Annotated in this window: 17 protein-coding genes and 1 tRNA gene; 7 read left to right on the forward strand and 11 right to left on the reverse strand. The window is 74.7% G+C overall.

The features are described 5' to 3' along the window. Positions 1 to 31: 31 nt before the first annotated feature. Positions 32 to 1,909, reverse strand: coding sequence for a putative bifunctional diguanylate cyclase/phosphodiesterase (locus tag ACFYUS_RS10455; RefSeq protein ID WP_388848178.1), 1,878 nt, complete (start codon positions 1,907 to 1,909; stop codon positions 32 to 34). A gap of 354 nt (positions 1,910 to 2,263) precedes the next feature. Here ACFYUS_RS10455 and ACFYUS_RS10460 point away from each other — a divergent pair, with 354 nt between their 5' ends. Continuing rightward, positions 2,264 to 3,514 (forward strand): M6 family metalloprotease domain-containing protein, encoded by a 1,251-nt coding sequence (locus ACFYUS_RS10460; RefSeq protein ID WP_388849149.1) that lies wholly within the window; start codon positions 2,264 to 2,266, stop codon positions 3,512 to 3,514. Between the two features lie 63 nt (positions 3,515 to 3,577). On the opposite strand, the gene ACFYUS_RS10465 is transcribed toward ACFYUS_RS10460, so the two are convergent. The 4 genes from ACFYUS_RS10465 to ACFYUS_RS10480 all read right to left on the reverse strand — a co-directional run bounded on the left by ACFYUS_RS10465 (position 3,578) and on the right by ACFYUS_RS10480 (position 5,676). Further along, a tRNA-Lys gene (locus ACFYUS_RS10465) sits at positions 3,578 to 3,651 on the reverse strand. Next, positions 3,642 to 4,271 carry a hypothetical protein gene (locus tag ACFYUS_RS10470; RefSeq protein ID WP_388848181.1) on the reverse strand — a complete coding sequence of 210 codons (630 nt, stop codon included), beginning with the start codon at positions 4,269 to 4,271 and terminating at the stop codon, positions 3,642 to 3,644. Before ACFYUS_RS10470 ends, ACFYUS_RS10465 begins: the two co-directional genes overlap by 10 nt. Before the next feature lie 340 nt (positions 4,272 to 4,611). Further along, positions 4,612 to 4,968, reverse strand: coding sequence for a hypothetical protein (locus ACFYUS_RS10475; RefSeq protein WP_388848184.1), 357 nt, complete (start codon positions 4,966 to 4,968; stop codon positions 4,612 to 4,614). A gap of 93 nt (positions 4,969 to 5,061) precedes the next feature. Beyond that, positions 5,062 to 5,676 (reverse strand): TetR/AcrR family transcriptional regulator, encoded by a 615-nt coding sequence (locus ACFYUS_RS10480; protein ID WP_388848187.1) that lies wholly within the window; start codon positions 5,674 to 5,676, stop codon positions 5,062 to 5,064. A gap of 152 nt (positions 5,677 to 5,828) precedes the next feature. Here ACFYUS_RS10480 and ACFYUS_RS10485 point away from each other — a divergent pair, with 152 nt between their 5' ends. Continuing rightward, positions 5,829 to 6,389, forward strand: coding sequence for a peroxiredoxin-like family protein (locus ACFYUS_RS10485; RefSeq protein WP_388849152.1), 561 nt, complete (start codon positions 5,829 to 5,831; stop codon positions 6,387 to 6,389). On the opposite strand, the gene ACFYUS_RS10490 is transcribed toward ACFYUS_RS10485, so the two are convergent. From ACFYUS_RS10490 to ACFYUS_RS10505, 4 genes are read right to left on the reverse strand one after another with little or no spacing between them, the layout of a single operon-like run. After that, positions 6,373 to 7,710: an AAA family ATPase gene (locus tag ACFYUS_RS10490; protein WP_388848190.1), complete on the reverse strand. Its 1,338-nt coding sequence runs from the start codon at positions 7,708 to 7,710 to the stop codon at positions 6,373 to 6,375. The two genes, ACFYUS_RS10485 and ACFYUS_RS10490, sit on opposite strands and share 17 nt — an antisense overlap. Next, positions 7,707 to 9,296, reverse strand: coding sequence for a hypothetical protein (locus ACFYUS_RS10495; protein WP_388848193.1), 1,590 nt, complete (start codon positions 9,294 to 9,296; stop codon positions 7,707 to 7,709). Before ACFYUS_RS10495 ends, ACFYUS_RS10490 begins: the two co-directional genes overlap by 4 nt. Next, on the reverse strand, positions 9,287 to 10,450 hold the full coding sequence (locus ACFYUS_RS10500; RefSeq protein ID WP_388848196.1) for a hypothetical protein: 1,164 nt from the start codon (positions 10,448 to 10,450) through the stop codon (positions 9,287 to 9,289). Before ACFYUS_RS10500 ends, ACFYUS_RS10495 begins: the two co-directional genes overlap by 10 nt. Continuing rightward, complete coding sequence (locus ACFYUS_RS10505; protein ID WP_388848198.1) at positions 10,344 to 11,222, reverse strand: phosphatase PAP2 family protein; 879 nt, start codon at positions 11,220 to 11,222, stop codon at positions 10,344 to 10,346. The genes ACFYUS_RS10500 and ACFYUS_RS10505 overlap by 107 nt, the downstream gene beginning before the upstream one ends. 158 nt (positions 11,223 to 11,380) lie before the next feature. On the opposite strand from ACFYUS_RS10505, the gene ACFYUS_RS10510 reads away from it, so the two are divergent. Next, positions 11,381 to 11,977, forward strand: coding sequence for a histidine phosphatase family protein (locus ACFYUS_RS10510; RefSeq protein ID WP_388848201.1), 597 nt, complete (start codon positions 11,381 to 11,383; stop codon positions 11,975 to 11,977). Between the two features lie 78 nt (positions 11,978 to 12,055). Here the strand turns inward: ACFYUS_RS10510 and ACFYUS_RS10515 are convergent, their stop codons facing one another. Next, positions 12,056 to 13,345, reverse strand: coding sequence for a tetratricopeptide repeat protein (locus ACFYUS_RS10515; protein ID WP_388848204.1), 1,290 nt, complete (start codon positions 13,343 to 13,345; stop codon positions 12,056 to 12,058). A gap of 230 nt (positions 13,346 to 13,575) precedes the next feature. Here ACFYUS_RS10515 and ACFYUS_RS10520 point away from each other — a divergent pair, with 230 nt between their 5' ends. Together ACFYUS_RS10520 and ACFYUS_RS10525 are read left to right on the forward strand one after the other, a co-directional pair. Then, on the forward strand, positions 13,576 to 14,031 hold the full coding sequence (locus ACFYUS_RS10520) for a hypothetical protein (RefSeq protein ID WP_388849155.1): 456 nt from the start codon (positions 13,576 to 13,578) through the stop codon (positions 14,029 to 14,031). Between the two features lie 69 nt (positions 14,032 to 14,100). Then, positions 14,101 to 14,967, forward strand: a complete 867-nt coding sequence (locus tag ACFYUS_RS10525) for a spermidine synthase (protein WP_388848207.1) — start codon at positions 14,101 to 14,103, stop codon at positions 14,965 to 14,967. Between the two features lie 7 nt (positions 14,968 to 14,974). Here ACFYUS_RS10525 and ACFYUS_RS10530 read toward each other — a convergent pair whose 3' ends face one another. Beyond that, on the reverse strand, positions 14,975 to 15,553 hold the full coding sequence (locus ACFYUS_RS10530) for a hypothetical protein (RefSeq protein WP_388848210.1): 579 nt from the start codon (positions 15,551 to 15,553) through the stop codon (positions 14,975 to 14,977). 85 nt (positions 15,554 to 15,638) lie between these two features. Here ACFYUS_RS10530 and ACFYUS_RS10535 point away from each other — a divergent pair, with 85 nt between their 5' ends. After that, on the forward strand, positions 15,639 to 16,340 hold the full coding sequence (locus ACFYUS_RS10535) for a response regulator transcription factor (protein WP_388848213.1): 702 nt from the start codon (positions 15,639 to 15,641) through the stop codon (positions 16,338 to 16,340). After that, the gene (locus tag ACFYUS_RS10540) at positions 16,337 to 17,710 is read left to right on the forward strand and encodes a sensor histidine kinase (protein ID WP_388848217.1); all 1,374 of its coding nucleotides are present in this window, start codon (positions 16,337 to 16,339) and stop codon (positions 17,708 to 17,710) included. The genes ACFYUS_RS10535 and ACFYUS_RS10540 overlap by 4 nt, the downstream gene beginning before the upstream one ends. The last annotated feature ends 81 nt before the right edge of the window (positions 17,711 to 17,791 follow it).

Here is a 17,791-nt window from a genome sequence, read left to right on the forward strand (position 1 = left end):
AGTTCCATGCCCGTACGGCTGTCCTCGCGGGTCAGACCGGCAGCGGCTCCACGCCGATCAGCTCGGCGATGCGGTCCGGGGCCACCGCCCGCGAGTACAGCCAGCCCTGCCCGGTGTCGCAGCCGATCCGGCGCAGCCTGCTGGCCTGCCCGGCCGTCTCGACGCACTCCGCGGTCACGGTGAGGCCGAGCCGGTGCGCGAGGTGCACGAGCGCCTCGACGATCAGCTCGTCCGCCGGGTTGGCGTGCTCCTCGTCCTGGAAGCCGCGGACGAAGGAGCCGTCCAGCTTGAGCACGGAGACCGGCAGGCGGCTCAGATAGGCGAGGTTCGAATAGCCGGTGCCGAAGTCGTCGATGGCGATCCGCACCCCCATGTCGCTCAGCGCCTGGAGCGCCTGGAGCGGCCGGCCGTTCGAGCCCATCACGGCGGACTCGGTCAGCTCCAGTTGGAGCAGGTGCGGCGCGAGACCGGTCTCCGCGAGGATGCCGGCCACGTCCGCGACCAGGTCGGAGTCCCAGACCTGTCGGACCGCCACGTTGACGCTGACGAAGATCGGGCGCTCGCGCGGATGGTCCTTCTGCCACTGCCGGGCCTGCCGGCAGGCGGTGTTCAGCACCCACCGGCCCAGCTCCACGATGGAGCCGTCCTCCTCGGCGATCCCGATGAACCGATTCGGCGCGAGCGAGCCGAACTGCGGGTGGTTCCAGCGCACCAGCGCCTCCACCCCGCGCACCGCCCCGTCGGTCAGGTTCACGAGCGGCTGGTACTCCAGGGCGAACTCCCCGCGCTCCACGGCCGGCCGCAGGGTGGAGGAGAGCGCCTGCCGGGTCATCCGGTGGGCGTTGCGCTCGGGGTCGAAGAGCGTCCAGCGGGCCTTGCCGTCCGCCTTCGCCCAGTACAGCGTGGTGTCCGCGGCCTGCATGAGGGCGGTCGCCGTCGTCCCGAGGCCGACCCGCTCGACCACGCCGATCGAGGCGGAGACGGAGAGCCGCTGGCCGCCCAGGTCGAAGGGGCGGTGGAGCGCGTCGAGCACCGCGCGGGCCAGGTCGGCCAGTTGCTCCGTACCGGTGGAGTCCTCGACGAGGATCGCGAACTCGTCGCCGCCGAGCCGCGCCACGAGGTGGCCGCTGTTGCGGGTGTAGCCGTCGCGGTCCGCGCACTCCGTCAGCCGGGTGGCGACGGCGGCCAGGAGCCGGTCGCCGACCCGGTGGCCGAGGGTGTCGTTGACCGCCTTGAAGCCGTCGAGGTCGAGGTAGCAGAGCCCGATCCGCCCTGTTCTGCCATAGCCGTACGACTCGTACGACTCGTGCGATTCGTGTGACCGGGCTCCCGGTCCGGCGCTCGCGACGGAGTCCTGGGCCGCGGACTCCAGGGCCGCCTGGAGCCGCTCGAAGAACAGCGCGCGGTTGGGCAGCCGGGTCACCGGGTCGTGCATCTGGAGGTGGCGCAGCCGCGCGTGGAGCTCGCGCCGGTCGCTGATGTCCGTGATCGAGAGCAGGACGCGCCGGCTGTCGGGCACGGGGGCGACGGTCACCTCGGCCCACAGCGAGCGGCCGTCGGCGTGCTTGAGGCGGCGGGTGCAGCGGAAGCGGGAGCGGCGGCCGCGGAGCACCTCGCGGTAGGCGTGCCAGGTGCGGCCGTCGGAGGCGAGGTCGACGAGGTCGGCGGCGGCCTGCTCGCGGAGCGCCGCGGGCTCGGTGCCGAGGAGGGTGCCGAAGGAGTCGTTGGCGGCGACGACGACGCCGTCCTCGTCGACGACGGCCATGGCGAGCTGGGCGACGCGGAAGGCGGCCCGGTAGTCGCGGAGTTCGGCCGCCCGGCGCGCGAGGTGACGCTCCGTGAGTGCGGGCTCGGCCGCGTGTGTCTCCGCCGGCTCTGGGTGCACCGGTCCTTCGGGGGTTCCGCTCACCGCTCGCTCCCGTGTGCAGTCGGGCCGGTCACATGTGGTCGGGACGGTCGGCCAAGGAAGAGTGAGCCGATCATAGAGCCAGCCGGGGGAGCGTTCCAGCTCCGAGGCGTCTTCGAGCGGCCCCCGGCGCTGTGAGGCTGCCCACCGGGACAGCGCGCCCGATCGTTTCTGCGCGGGTCTGACACGGGCCGTCGAGGACGTGACCGAATGTGACTTTCCGTGAGCTGAAGCGCGCTCGTGTTGCGTCGACCCCGTGGCGCCCCCTCACCCGACCGGGGCAGCGGAAACATGCGAAACGCCGTGAACCGTCACAAGGTGGGTGGGGTGTCCCGCATTCCCGATCCGGAGGTCCACGTGAGGGCTCAGCAGCCACCCGGGGGAGTGGAACGCCCACGGCTGCGTGCCGGCGCGGCGGCCTTCACCTCGCTCGCCGCCCTGGCCGCCACCGGGCTCGTCGCCGGCCCCGCCGTCGGCGTGTCCCCGGCGAATCCCTGCGCCCTGCCCCGCACCGCCGCCCACCACTCGCTCGGCCTCGACACCTGGAACGGGTCCTACACGCGCCCGAACCGGCCCCTCGACGCGGTCATGATCTTCCTGTCCTTCCCGGACTCCACGCCGCTCACCACACCGGCCGAACTCGCCGCCGACCACTTCCCCGCCACCAGCGAGTTCTTCGACCGCGCCTCCTACGGACGCTTCGTCCTCCGCCCGCACCCCCGGTCCGTCTGGACCCCGATGCCGCACGCGTCGGAGGCGTACGGCATACGGCGGGACTGGGACGCCGGGAAGCGGGCCGCCTACCTGCGCGACGCGGTCGCCGCCGCCGACAAGGACGTCGACTTCTCGCGGTACGACGTCGTCTACCTGGTCGCCGACCCGGACGCGCCCGGCGTGGACTCCGACGCGACCAAGGTCGTCAACCTCGAACATCCGCTGGAGGTCGACGGCACCGAGATCAAGCGCGTCGTCACCGTCTTCGAGCGGCACCCGCCCGACCGCAACGTCCTCGCCCACGAGACCGGCCACGTCTTCGACCTGCCCGACCTCTACCGCCGCCCGGAGGACGGCAAGGGCGACTGGGACACCCATGTGGGGGACTGGGACGTCATGGGCAGCCAGTTCGGACTCGCCCCGGACCTCTTCGGCTGGCACAAGTGGAAGCTCGGCTGGCTCTCCAGCGCCCAGGTGACCTGTGTCCAGGGCTCCGGCCCCCGTCTCGTCGGCCTGGAGCCGACCGACGACCCGCCCGGGCCCGGCGGCGCCCTCGGCACCCGGCTCGCCGTCGTCCGCACCGGTCCCGACAGCGTCCTGGCGGTCGAGGCCCGGAGCGGCGCCGGGAACGACGCCGACACCTGCACCGAGGGCGTGCTCGTCTACCGGGTCCGCAACGACGCGGCCTCCGGCGACGGCCCGGTCGAGGTCGTGGACGCGCACCCGGACACCGCGGCGTGCGTGGAGCGCTCCGTCTACCCGCCCCTCGCGGACGCCCCCCTGGAGGAGGGCGAGACCCTGACCGTGCCCGGGTCGGGCGTCCGGGTGGAGGTCGTGGAGCACACCAGGGCGGGCGTCTGGACGGTGAAGATCACCCCACCGGGCAGAAGGTGACCGGCACGGTCGATCAGGAAAACGAAGAAGCCCCTCGCTTCCGCGAGGGGCTTCCCCTGTCTGTGCGCCGCCAGGGACTCGAACCCCGGACCCGCTGATTAAGAGTCAGCTGCTCTAACCAACTGAGCTAGCGGCGCCTGCTGACGTCGTAGACATTAGCATCCGGATCGGCGGGAGGAAAAATCGATACCCGCACGTCGGCGGCGGAAGCCGCCCTGACCGCCCGCACACAGGCCCAGAGCACGACCTCGGGACCGGGCAGCCACGGGTGCAGGGTGTCCGGGGCGACCAGCCAGCGGGGTCCGGCGGAGTCCGAGGGCACGAGCGCGGGCACGGTCACCGCGTCCCCGCGCCCGTGACAGAACGGCCGGGGGACGGCGTCGCCCCACTCCTCCCAGTCGAGCAGGGCGGGCAGCCGCTGGGCCGTCCCCGGCGCGGCGAACAGCATCATCCGGCCCCGGTGCATCGCGACGGGCCCCGAACCCGGGCCCTCCTCCCACAGCCGGTCCAGCATCCGGCGCCCGAAGACCGGGTCCACGTTCACGACGTCGAAGACGGTCCCGCAGGGCAGCACCGCCGGAGAGGCCGGCCGGGACTCCCAGCGGGTCAGCGCGGCCCCGTCGTGGCCCCCGGCGGCCGAGGCGAGCCAGGCGGCCCCGTCGGCCGTCACCCGGGCCGTCTGATGCCGCCCCTCGTCGCCCTCCCGGAGGAACCGGAAGATGTCGTGCCGGGTCTCGTCGCGCAGCCAGGTCGTCATGGATCCAGGTCTACCGGGCGTAACGCCGCGATTGCCGAGGGTTCCCGGAATCCCGGACAGGAGGGGCCGGGGAGGAGTATCGTGCCCCCTCGGCATATGCCAGGGGGGCTTTTTCGGTCAGGTGTACGCCTCCGAGTCATGCGGGCGCGGCTCCGCTCTGGCTCGTACGCCTCCGGGGCGGGTCACGCGGGCGCGGTTCCGCGCCGGCCCGCAGGCCTCCGAGTCATGCGGGCGCGGCTCCGCTCTGGCTCGTACGCCTCCGGGGCGGGTCACGCGGGCGCGGCTCCGCGCCGGCCCGCAGGCCTCCGGGTCGCACCGGTCCGTGCGCGTACGGCCGTGCTCAGTCCTCCGCGGGCCGGCCGTTCGTCCGGATGAGGTCCTGGCCGAACTCGATCATCTTCCGGGCGTAGTCCTCGGTCCACTCCGCCCGCTCGGCCACGTCCGCCGGCGTCAGCCGGTCGAACCGGCGCGGATCCGCCAGCTGCGCGGCCGCGATCGCCTGGAACTCCGTCGCCCGGTCCGTCGCCGCCCGGAACGCGAGCGTCAGCTCCGTCGCCCGGGACAGCAGCTCGCGCGGATCCTCTATCGACTCCAGGTCGAAGAAGTGCTCCGGATCGGCGGTCGCCTCGGCAGGCTCGAAGATCAGCGGCGCCGGCCGCAGCCGCCGCTGTGCACTTCGTTCCGCGGGTTCCGCCATCGTTCTTCTCCTCCTCGCACAGGCGCGGCCCGGAAGCCCGGGCCTGGTTCCATTGTCCCGCGCTCCGCAAGAGGGCGTCGGCCCGCCGTGCGGTCAGCAGGCGAGGCCGCGCAGCAGCAGGCGGAGGCCCTCGGTGAACTCCTGGTCGGGGCTGATCGCGCCGGCGGTCCGTGCCGTCTCGGCCAGGTGCGGGAAGCGGTCCTCGGGGAGCGCCGCGATGGTCGCGGTGCCCTCTCCGGAGAGCGGTCCGAGGTGTTCGAGCTGGATCGCCCCGGTGATGTAGCCGTGGAGCGCGCGCAGGGCGACGACCCGCCGGCCGCCGTCGATCCCCGCCTCGGTCAGGATGCCGAGCACGGTCTCGGACCAGCGCAGGCCCCCGGCGGCGTGGTGCCGGTGGGCGACGGTGAGCGGGACGGCCTCCGGGTGGCGGGCCACGGCGTCGCGCAGGCGCCCGGCCATGGTCTCGACGCGCTCCTGCCAGGGGGTGCCGGCCGGGGGCGGGGTGGTGTCGACGGAGCCCAGGACGCGGTCGACCACGAGCCCTTCCAGCTCGTCGCGGTCGCTCACGTAGCGGTAGAGCCCCATGGGGCTCATGCCGAGCTCCTTGGCGACGGTGCGCATGGAGAGGGCGGCGAGGCCGTCGCGGTCGATGACGGTGAGGGCCGCGGCGGCGAGTCGGTCCAGGGTGAGGGAGCGGGGTCGTGGCATGGCGGTTGACAGCGTACGCCCTACGCCTACGCTGGTAGGAGTACGCCGTACGCCTACGTGTTCCACGAGGAAGGTGTCCCATGCGCACGTCCCCTCCCCGCACGTCCTCACCTCGGGCGTCCTCGCCCGGCACGCCCCGACCCCGTACCCGTCTGGAGCCCGGTCGCTCCGTGCCCGCCCGGACGCTCGCCCCGGTCCTGGGCCCTGAGCTGACCCTCCCGGACCCCGAGCGCCTCACCCATGTGCAGTTCCGGCGCTTCGCCGGCTGCCCGGTCTGCAATCTCCATCTGAGGTCCGTGGTCCTGCGGCACCGGGAGATCGAGCGGGCCGGGATCCGGGAGGTGGTGTTCTTCCATTCCTCCGCCGACGAACTCCGCGAGCACGTGGCCCAGCTGCCGTTCGCCGTCGTCGCGGACCCCGGCAAGGTCCTCTACGCCGAGTTCGGCGTGGAGGCCCACCGCCGGGCCCTGCTCGACCCGCGCGTGTGGCCCGTGATCCTCGGGACCGTGCTCCGCAGCGCCTGGGAGGTGCCCCTGGGCCGGGGCCGGCTGCCCGCCCGCTCCCAGCCCGCCGGCCGGCTCGGCCTGCCCGCCGACTTCCTGATCACCCCGGACGGCCGCGTCGCCGCCGCGAAGTACGGCGAGCACGCCTACGACCAGTGGTCGGTCGACGAACTCCTCACCCTGGCGGCCGAACTCAGGGCGTCCAGCTGACCCGGTGCTCCTCCAGGTGGGAGAGGACCGCGTGGTTCGCCTCCCAGCCGTCGGGGAACGAGACCGCGACCCCCAGCTGCACCGGATCCGTCGACGGGTGCTCGTCGAGGAGCTCCGCCACGCCCGCGCGGCACACCACGACGCACGCGTGGCGGTGCCGGGAGGCCAGGACGCACAGGCGGCCCGTCTCCAGGTGGAAGGCGGTGGCGTCCGGGCGGCCCGAGAGGGGGTGGAGGACGACCGTGACGTCGTACTCGCGGCCCTGGAGGCGGTTCGCGGTGTCCACCGTCACGCCCGTCACGCCCAGGGCCGCGAGCGCGGCCCGTACCGCCGCCGCCTGGTCGCGGTGGGCGGTGCCGACGGCGATGCGGTCGGGGGTGAGCGGGACCGGGGTCTCGGAGCGCTCCGAGACCGCCGCGCCGCGCCGGTCCAGGAGACGGCGCACGACCAGGGCGATCGCGCCGACCGCCTCGGGGTCGGTGCGCGGGGTGTGCCGGGCGGGGAGTTCGAGCAGGCCCCAGCCGGACTCGGCCGCCTCGTCGAGGACCCGGTCGGTGCCCGAGCCGTCCGAGACGACGCCGAAGGACAGCTTCCTGTCCCCGTGCCCGGTGCCGCTGCGGAACGGCGTGTACGGGTAGAACGCGTCCGACACCAGCGGCGCCGCCGAGGCGGGCAGCCGCCAGGAGACCGGCAGGCGGTGCTGCGGCAGCTCCGGGTTGTGCGCCAGGAGGGTGGAGACGGCGGACGCCGACGGGTCGTACGTGAGCCCCGCCCACTGCTCCGCGCCCACCACCGAGAACGGGTCCAACTGCCCCGGATCGCCCACGAACAGCGCCCGCTCGAAGAGCCCCGCCACCGCGAGCAGCGCGTCCGAGCGCATCTGGTACGCCTCGTCGACGATCGCGTGCGCCCACGGCTCGACGTTCTTCACGTGCCCCCACTTGGCGGCCGTGGACAGCACGACCGGCAGCCCGGCCAGCTCGCCCGCCTTCGCCGACTTCCGCACGTTGGCCAGGTCGTCGAGCGCCTTGTCGTACGGGTCGGAGTCGCTGGAGTGCAGCCGGCCGATCTCGAGCCCCGGCTCCTTCTCGGCGAGCCGCAGCACCAGGTCGTCCACCTGCGCGTTCGTCTGGGCGATCACCATCAGGGGCCGCCCGGCGGCGGCCAGTTCGAGGGCGGCCCGGACCACGAGCGTCGACTTCCCGGCACCCGGCGGGGAGTTCACGACGACACCGCGCGCGGTGCCGTGCAGGGTGTCCGCCAGGATGGCGTCGGTCGCGCGGGCGGCCTCCGCCGACGGATCGAAGGTCTCGGGGCTCACAGCACGTCCTCGGGGGTCACGGCGTCGGGCAGTTCCACGGCGTCCGCCCGGGGCGGACCGCCGTGCGTCCAGGGCGTCTCCTCCGGGTCCGGAAGCTGCGGCCCGACCCGCTGGTCGTGCTCGAACAGCGTCCAGGCGATCCGCTCGCCCTTCTCCGGCACCGAACCCTCCGCGGGCTCCTTGGACCGTCCCATCCGGTCCAGGATCCGCAGGAGCAGCGAGCCGTCCTCCTCGTACCGCACGAACTCCGCCGTCTGCGGCTTGCCGTCGAGCGAGCGGTACGCCTTCGCCTTCTCGCCCAGGTGCGGCCGGTCGTCCGTGCGGACCGTGACGAGCGGGCGCGGCGCGGGCCGCTTCGACTCCGTCCACGCCATCGTCACCTCGACCACCTCGGCCGTGAACGCCTCGCCCGCGAGCCGCCGCCCCGCCATCACCAGCGGATCGTCCAGGGCCTCCTGAGCCTCCAGCTGTCCCTGCGCCTGCTCGCGGGCGGCGAGCTTCTGGGCGGCCGTGACGGCGTCGTCCCGGCGCGGCTGCGGCGGCTCCCCGGCCGCGACCCGGTCCCGGTGGCCGGTGAAGGACCAGCGGTCGCGGGTCCAGCGGTCCTCGACCCTGGCGCCCTCCGGCAGCTCCCGCAGCAGGCCGATCGCCCGCCAGACCGCGTCCCAGGTCGGCTTCAGCTGCGACACGACCAGCCGGCGCAGCTCCCGCTCGGCCGCGTGCAGTTCACCGAGGCCCGCGTCGGCGGCCTCGCCGTCCTCGGCCGCGCCGAGCGCCTGCCGGGCCCTGTCGTACCGCTCGATCGCGGGCGCCAGGAGCTTGTTGTCGAAGGCCGGGTCGGTCGCGGGACCGGCCGGCGGGCACAGCAACTGGCCCCGGGAGTCCCGGCCGGCCTCGGCCCGCAGCGCCCCCTCCGCGCCCGGCTCCCCGTCGTACGGGTCGATCCAGGCGAGCAGCGCCCCCAGGTGCTGGTCCTCCAGGGAGGACTGGCCGGTCGCCCAGTGCCGGTTGAGGAGGTCCGTCGCCGCGAGGAGCAGCGAGGATCCGGGCACCCGGGCCCGCTCGCCGAAGTGCGTCAGCCAGCGCCCGAGCAGCGGCACGCGCGGCGGCGCGGGGAACGGCGTCTCCGGGTCCTGCTCGGCCGTCCGCCGGAACCGCGTGGACCGGCCGAGCAGCCGTACGTACTCGATGCCCGCCCGGCTCGGCACGATCAGCTGCGGCGCGTCGGCGCACAGCTCGACCTCGACCTTCACCTTCTTGCCGGTCCCGGGGTCGGTCTCGTTCCGCTCCGCCGCCTCGACGACGTCCGTGAACGAGTCGACGTACGGCAGGACCTCCTCGGCCAGGTCCGCGAGGAACCCGAACCGCAGGTCACGGTCCCGGGGCTGCGCCACCACGAGCAGCCGCGGCTCCTCCGGGTCGGTGCCGACGAGCGCGCCCAGCGGGGCGCCCGCCTCACCGGCGGTCGTCAGGGGCACGAGGACCAGCGGCCGTTCCACCAGGCGCCGGTGCCGGACGGTCGCGAGCGGCTGCGCCCGGCCCGACTCGACGGCCTCCATCCGGGCGAGCGTGGAGATCAGCGACATGCCGCCACCCCCGCCAGCGCCTCGTCCCGCAGCGCCCGCGCCCGCCGCAGCGCCGCGACCGCCGGGTCCTCCGGGTCGCCCTCCTCACCGCGCGCCGCCGCCAGGACCGCGCCGACCGTCGTCAGGCCGCCCAGCTCGCCCCGTACCGAACGGCCCAGGGTCTCCACCGCGCCCGCCTCCCGGGCGCGCGACCGGCAGTGGAAGGCCAGCTCGCAGGCGGCCAGGCACTCCGGCGCGTACTGGTGGGGCACGCACTCCACGGCCGCCGTCAGCTCCTCCGCCGTCCGCTCCACCACGTCGAAGCTGGTCCCCTCCGGCAGCGCCCCGGCGATCTCGTCGATCCGGGTGAGGCGGGCCAGCTGACGCCGGGTCACCGACCGCTGCTTGCGCACGTCGACCACCGAGGCCGCCGGCACGTTCGAGAAGTCCTTCGGGCAGACGAGGAGCACCGACTGCGCGACCCGCGCGCCCTCCGTACGCGCCGCCACCCGCTCCAGGGCCAGCACGTACACGGCGGCCTGGCGGGCCGCGGCGCCCACCTTCGCCGCGTCGGCCGAACCGTCGATCATCGGGAACGACTTGATCTCCACGACCGTCCACCCGCCGTCGGGGTGCACGACCACCGCGTCCGGCTCCAGGTAGACGGGGGAGCCGGCCACCTCCAGGGCGAGCAGCGGATGGTCGAGCAGCGCCCACGCCCCGGCCGCCGTCGCCTCCCGCAGCGCGAGCGCGGTGCGCGCCACCCGGCCCTCGGGCCCGGCCGCCGCCAGCTCCGGCACGGACACCTCGCCCGGCTCCTCGACGCCGATCAGGCGCAGCAGTTCACGGCCGCCGTCCGCCTTGACCTTCGCCTCGAAGGAGTTGCCCCGCACGATCGCGAACTGCGACTGGCCGAACGGCGCGGGCGAGCCGAGCTTCGCGGCCAGCGCCGACTTGTCGACCCCGGCTCCGTCGAGGACGGCCCGCCGCCGGCAGCCCGGATTGGCGGCCAGCGCCGCGAGGGCACGGGCGTCCAGCGGACGCGGTACGACACCTGGTCCGCGCAGCTCAGCGAGCCTTTCCCAAGCTCTCGGCTTCGCTCGAGCAGGGGAGGCCCCATTCCTGCTTGTCGTCTGCGGTGGTGCGGACAGACCGCTGTCCGGGGATGCGCTCACCCGCCGAAGTCTCGCATCCGGCACTGACAACCGGGGACGCCTCCGCCGTTTCGCGCAGCCGGTCGACGAGCCGCAGCACGTACGGGGCGAGCAGCGGACCGGCGCCCATCACGGCCACCCCGGCGACCGCGTCCAGCAGATAGTGGTTCGCGGTGCCCATCACGACCAGCGCGGTGACCAGCGGATACGCCACCCCGAGGGCCTTCGCGAGCGGCGTCCGCCCGTACCGCCACAGCATCACCCCGCACCACAGCGCCCAGCCGACGTGCAGGCTGGGCATCGCCGCGTACTGGTTCGTCATCCCGCCGAGACCGCGCGGCGCGCTCGCCTCGCCGCCCCACCAGCCGTACGCGCTGAAGTGCGCCATCGTGTCCGAGAAGCCGTGCGCCGCGTCGAGCAGCCGGGGCGGGCAGGTCGGGAACAGCGTGAAGCCGACGAGCCCGAGCAGCGTGGCGGTCATCAGCCAGGCGCGGGCGGCGCGGTAGTGCGCGGGGCGGCGGCGGAAGAGCCACACCAGGATCGCCGGGGTCACCAGATAGTGCAGCGAGGCGTACGCGAAGTCCGCCGGGATCCCGAGCGCGGGGACGGACGTGAACAGCCGGTTCAGCGGATGCTCGGCGTCGATCCCGAGGCCCTCCTCGAACCGCAGGATCGCGAGCCCGTGCTCCACGGCGGAGGCCTCGCCGCCCTTCACCAGGATCCGGCCGCCCGAATAGGCCGCGTACACGACGGCGATCAGGGCGAGCTCCGCCCACCAGCGTGGCTTGCGCATCGAAAGGTCCCCCCGGTCGGTGATCGCCCCGGGGGAGGACGCCGGACGCCGCCCGGGGGTTGCCCGGACGCCACCCCGAATTCACGTCGGCGATGATGGGAGAGGCACGTCCGCACCGCGATTCCCCGAATCCCCGGAACCCCTGGAGCGTCCTACCCATGGCACCGCGCATCCTGCTCGCCCGGCACGGCCAGACCGAGTGGTCACTGCTCGGCCGGCACACCGGCAGGACCGACATACCGCTGCTCGACGAGGGGCGGCGCGGCGCGAAGCTCCTCGGCGAGCGCCTGAACCGGGGACCCTGGCAGGGGCTGCCCGGCGTGGAGGTGCGCACCAGCCCGCTGGTCCGGGCGAGCGAGACCTGCGAGCTCGCCGGCTTCGGCGACAGGGCCGAGCCGTGGGACGCGCTGATGGAGTGGGACTACGGGGCGTACGAGGGGCTCACCCCGCCCGAGATCCAGAAGATCCAGCCGGGCTGGCTCATCTGGCGCGACGGCGTCCCCGAGGGCGAGACCCTCGCGCAGCTGTCGGACCGCGCCGACGGGATCGTGGAGTGGGCCCGCTCCGCCGACCGCGACGTCCTGGTCTTCGCCCACGGGCACATCCTGCGCTCGATCGGCGCGCGCTGGCTCGGCGAGGACGTCTCCTTCGCCTCCCGCATCCGCCTCGACCCGACGAGCCTCTCGGTCCTCGGCTGGGCGTACGGCGCCCCGGCGATCGAACGCTGGAACGACACCGGGCACCTGGAGCAGTAGGCCCGCCCGCGAGGCCTCGGTACGAGCCCGAGCCGGACCGGGGCGGGCGCCCGGAGCCGTGGACCGGACCCGGTCGGTTCAGTACGAGCCCGCCAGGGCCCGGCCGGTCTCCGTGAGGAGGCCGCGGATCCGGGCCGAGGCGATGCCGTCGAGGGAGTCCGCGACGCGCCGCGCCTCCGCCGCCGCCTCGTCCGGGCGGCCGGCGTGCGCCAGGGCCTTGGCGAGGTGGGCCCGGTAGAGCGCGAGGTTCCGGGCGAAGTGCGGGTTCTGCAGGACGGCGGCCCGGTGGGAGTGGCGGGCCGCTCGGCCCCACTCGCCGAGCGCCGACCAGCACCCGGCCTCCAGGGCCTCCCGCTCCGGCTCGCCGAAGAAGGACATCCACTCGGGGTCGCTCTCGGACGGGCCCCGTTCGAAGTGGCCGTGCGCGCGGCCGAGGGCCTGCTCGCAGGCGGTGCGGTCGCCGAGCCCCGCCCAGGCGCTCGCCTCCCGCAGCGAGAGCAGCGAGAGCAGCCGGGCCGAGCCGAGTGGCTGCGCGGCCCGCAGCCCGGCCTGCGCCGCCCGCACCGCCTCGCGGTGGCGGCCGGTGTCCCGGGCCAGGAACGAGGTGTTGCAGAAGGCGTGCGCCTCCAGGGCCGCGTTCCCCGCCACGCGCGCGGTGGCCAGCGCCTCCGCGTAGTGCGAGCGGGCGTCCTCGTGGCGGCCCGAGTCGTGCGCCAGCCAGCCGACGGAGAGGGAGAGCTCGCCCGCGCCCGCGTGCAGCCGGTCCTCGGTGGAGCGGCGGGACATGGTGCCGGCGTCGAGGAGCGCGTACGCGGTACGGAGCGGCTGGGCGGCCACCTTGTAGAGCCCGTCGGCGCCGTGCCGGTCGTCGAGCAGGCGGATCCGCCGCACGGCGTCCTCCACGGCCCGCACCTCGGCCTCGCCGATCCGGTGGGTGCCGCGGGGGGAGGGGATCGCGACGGCGGGGCCGCAGAGTCCCAGCGAGGCGGCCGCCAGGGTGGCGGAGCCGCTCGTCATGAATGCGCGACGCAGCACGTCGCTCTCCTCATCGTTCCGGGTGGTGATGGCGGCGGGAGGCGCTGCCCCGGCCGGGACGGCCTGCCGTCGGCCGCGCACCGTCTCCCGCGCGGAGAACCCCAGGTCACGGAGGCCCAGACCGGGGAACATGTGCAGGAAGACCCGCTCGTACGCGTAGTTGGGGCAGCGGATCTCGCCCGCCTCCACGCGCCCGATGTAGCGGGCGTCGCACGCGACTTGTTCGCCGATCTCCCGTGCCGCCCGGCGGACCGCCGCGGCGAACTCCGCCGGCGAGTGCTGTCCGCGGAGCCGGCGGAAGGCGAGATTGGGAACTGCCCGTGACATCCCCATGGCCGAGCCCTCTCCTGGTGCTGCCGGGTGTCCGGCGGCAAGAACGTACCTGCTGTGACCGGTTGCACACGCTGAGTTTGGCTACAAATCGGATATCTCGCCTGCGATCTGCCATGAACTGCCATCCTTTGCGGCGGCATCCTGCCGTAGCCGTTGACGCGTGCGGACGTTGAACCGTATGGGAGAGACGGAACGTGTCTCCTCTGGAGCGAGGAGGGGTCCCCATGTCGATGTCGGAGATCGGTGCGCAGTCGGCCACGCGGCACGTGCCTGCCCCGGAGGCCATGGGCCTCGCGCCCGCCCCGGACGCCGACGCCGGGGCCTGGGACCTGGTGACCGTCCCGGTCCGCCAGGGCCTGGAGGCCGTCGACATCCTGCGCCGCGCCGCCGCTCCCGCCGTCGGCCCCGTCGTCCACGACGGCGCCTGCGACACCCTCGGCTTCCTGGTGCCGCCGGGCACCGCCGCCGCCTGGGACATGCCGGGCAGCGCCTGTACGAGGACCTCGGGGCGCGGCTTCCGCCTCCCCGAGCTGCCGGAGCTGCCCGAACCGGCGGGCGACGCGCCCCGCCCGGCCGGCTGGCTGCTGCCCCCGGGCGACACCGACCCCGTGACCGACCCCGTCGTCCTGCGCGAGGCGCTCGGCGAGGCGGCCCGGCTGATCGAGGCGGCCGACGGCTGCCACTGAGCCGCCCACCGGCCGCACCCGCGTGCCCGCCCCTGAGCCCCGTGTCGGGCTTGCCCCGATAATGGGCCCGTGGCCAGGAACAGACAGAAGGACCGGGCGGCGGCGGCCGCCCCCGTCGTCGAGAACGTCGACGGCGGTCTCGCCGAACTCATACCCGACCGGGAGCGCCCGCGCGGCTGGACGCTGCTCGTCGACGGCGCCCCGCAGTCGCACGTCGACCTCGACGACCCGGCCCGCCTCACCTTCGAGTACCAACGGCGCCTCGGCCACATCGCCGACCTCGTCGCCCCGCCGAACCGGCCGCTCCAGGTCGTGCACCTCGGCGGCGGCGCCTTCACCCTCGCCCGGTACGTCGCCGCGACCCGGCCCCGCTCCACCCAGCAGATCGTGGAGCTCGACGGGCGCCTGGTCCAGCTCGTCCGCCGCGAACTGCCCCTCGACGCCGGGGCCCGCATCCGGGTCCGCTCCACCGACGCCCGCGCCGGCCTCGCCAAGGTCCAGGACGGCTGGGCGGACCTCGTCATCGCCGACGTGTTCAGCGGGGCCCGTACCCCGGCCCACCTGACCAGCACCGAGTTCCTCGCCGAGGTGCGGCGGGTGCTGCGGCCCGACGGCTTCTACGCGGCGAACCTCGCCGACGGCCCGCCGCTGACCCATCTGCGCGGCCAGATCGCCACCGCCGCCGCCGTCTTCCCCGAACTGGCGCTCACCGCCGACCCGACGGTCCTGCGCGGCCGCCGCTTCGGCAACGCCGTCCTGCTCGCCTCGGACCGCGAGCTGCCGGTGGCCGAACTGACCCGCCGGGTCGCGACCGACCCGCACCCGGGGCGCGTGGAGCACGGCCGGGCCCTCGCCGACTTCGCCGGGGGAGCGGCGCCCGTCACCGACGCGAGCGCCAAGCCCTCGCCCGTACCGCCGCCGTCCGTCTTCCGGTAGCCGGCCCCTACGTCTGGCGGTCGTCGATCTCCACGCGGGGCGCGGTGTCGTGCCAGACGCAGAAGACCGACAGTTCGCGGCCGTCCCGGGTGAAGGTGACCCGGATCCAGGTCGGCTGCTTCCACACCTGCATCTGCCAGCCGGACGCGGGCGTCGCCGAGACCAGTTCGGCCGAGCTCTCGCCGAGGTCGAAGGTGACCCGGCCGCCGTCCACGGTGTAGCCCTTCACGCCCGAGCCGAAGTCCGGGCCCGAGGGCGGCGCGGTGGGCGTCCGGGGCGTCTCCGTCGGGGGAACGGTGCGGTGCGAGGGGGTCGCGGACGGCGTGGCCGGGGGCGTGCGGACCTCGCCCGGCGTGGACGCCGAGGGGGAGGGCGCGGTGGGCGCGGTGCTCCCGGGCTGCCGCGTGGCGGAGGTCTGCGGGTCGTCGGCCGTGACCAGGGACGGGGGGCCGGCCGGGAGGGGCAGGGCGCGCGGCGGGTCGTACACCGTGCCGGACAGCACCGTGTGCACTCCCCACCAGGACAGGGTGACCGCCGCGCCGGTGGCGAGCGACCAGGCCAGGGCGTGAACGAGTCCTCTTCGCACCGGGACATAGTGCACTACCGGGAGAGGGGCCGTACGACCGGAGGGTGGGCCCGGGACCTCACCCGGATGGCGTACGGTGCGGCCCATGGCAAGTGTGCTCGTGGTCGAGGACGACCAGTTCGTGCGCTCGGCCCTCATCCGGCATCTGTCCGAGGCCTCCCACACCGTACGGAGCGTCGGCACGGCTCTGGAGGCGCTGCGCGAGGTCGCCCATTTCCGCTTCGACGTCGTGATCCTGGACCTCGGTCTGCCCGATCTCGACGGGTCCGAGGCGCTCAAGATGCTGCGCGGGATCACCGACGTCCCGGTGATCATCGCGACCGCCCGGGACGACGAGGCCGAGATCGTACGGCTCCTCCACGCCGGCGCCGACGACTACCTCGTGAAGCCCTTCTCGGTCGAGCACCTCTCGGCGCGGATGGCCGCCGTCCTGCGCCGGTCCCGGGCCGCCGCCGGCGAGGTGCCGCCCTCCCGGGTCCTCCGGGTCGGCGGGCTCACCGTCGACCCGCTGCGCCGTCAGGCGGAGCTCGACGGGGCACCCCTCGACCTGACCCGGCGCGAGTTCGACCTGCTCGCCTTCCTCGCCGGACGCCCCGGCGTCGTCGTCCCGCGCAAGGAACTGCTCGCCGAGGTCTGGCAGCAGTCGTACGGCGACGACCAGACCATCGACGTACATCTGTCATGGCTGCGGCGGAAGCTGGGTGAAACGGCCGCCCGGCCCCGCTACCTCCACACCCTGCGCGGGGTGGGCGTGAAGCTGGAGCCGCCCCGGGAGCCGCAGCCGTGAGATGGGCGCTCGTCAAGGTGTCCCTGGCCGTCACCGCCATGGTCGTCGTCGCCTTCGCCGTCCCCCTCGGGCTCGTCGTCAAGGAGATGGCCCGCGACCGGGCCTTCTCCAACGCCGAACGCCGGGCCGCCGGACTCGCCCCCGTCCTCGCGATCACCACCGACCACGACGAACTCGACAAGGCCGTCGCCACCACCGAGGACGGGGCCGTCGGCCGGCTCGCCATCCACGTGCCCGCCGCCGAACCCGGCGGGGCGGCCCTGGAGATCGGCACCCGGCGCGCCGACCCCGAGGCGCTCGCCGCCACCCGGAGTCTCGGCCGCGCCTCCATCGCCGAGGTCCCCGGCGGCTTCGCGCTGCTCCAGCCCATGGCGCTCAGCAGCGGCCAGGTCGCCGTCGTCGAACTCTTCGTCCCCGAGGGCGAGGTCAGCAACGGCGTCGCCACCGCCTGGCTCGTCCTCGCCGGCGTCGGCATCGCCCTGATCGTCGGCTCCGTCGCCGTCGCCGACCGCCTCGGCGTCCGCATGGTCCAGCCCGCCCAGCGGCTCGCGGGCGCCGCCCACGACCTCGGCGAGGGCAGGCTCGGCGCGCGCGTCCCCGAGGAGGGGCCGACCGAACTCAGGTCGGCCGCCGTCGCCTTCAACTCCATGGCCGACCAGGTCGTCCAGCTCCTCGCCAACGAACGGGAACTGGCCGCCGACCTCTCCCACCGGCTCCGCACCCCGCTGACCGTCCTCCGGCTCAACGCGGCCTCCCTCGGCTCCGGGCCCGCCGCCGAGCAGACCCGCGCGGCCGTCGAACAGCTGGAGCGCGAGGTCGACACCATCATCCGCACGGCCCGCGAGGCGAAGCCGCAGACCCAGGCGACCGGGCCCGGCGCCGGCTGCGACGCCGCCGAAGTGGTCCGCGAGCGGATGGACTTCTGGTCGGCGCTCGCCGAGGACGAGGGCCGCCGCGTGCGGGTCGCGGGCGTCGAACGCCCGGTCCGCATCCCCGTCGCCCGCCCCGAACTCGTCGCCGCCCTCGACGCACTGCTCGGCAACGTCTTCCGCCACACCCCCGAAGGCACCGCCTTCTCCCTCGACGTCCACAACGGCGACGACGCCGTCATCATCCTCGTCTCCGACGCGGGCCCCGGCATCGCCGATCCCGCCGCCGCGCTCGCGCGGGGCGCGGGCAGCGGCCGCGACGGCTCCACCGGCCTCGGCCTCGACATCGCGCGCCGCATGGCCGAGTCGACGGGCGGCGACGTCCGCATCGGCCACTCGATCCTCGGGGGCACGGAGATACGGATCTGGATCAGCCTCGACGGACGCGGGGCCGGCCGGGGCGGGGGCGGAGGGCGCCGCGGCCGCCGCCGCAAGGCGTGACGCGGCGGCCCAACCTTTTGCCGTCCCGATGCCTCCCTTAAGCGGAGCCTAAGAATCCCAACCCCGGCCCCTGTCGGGGTG

This window comes from Streptomyces sp. NPDC004284 (assembly GCF_042874035.1).
Taxonomy (GTDB): domain Bacteria; phylum Actinomycetota; class Actinomycetes; order Streptomycetales; family Streptomycetaceae; genus Streptomyces.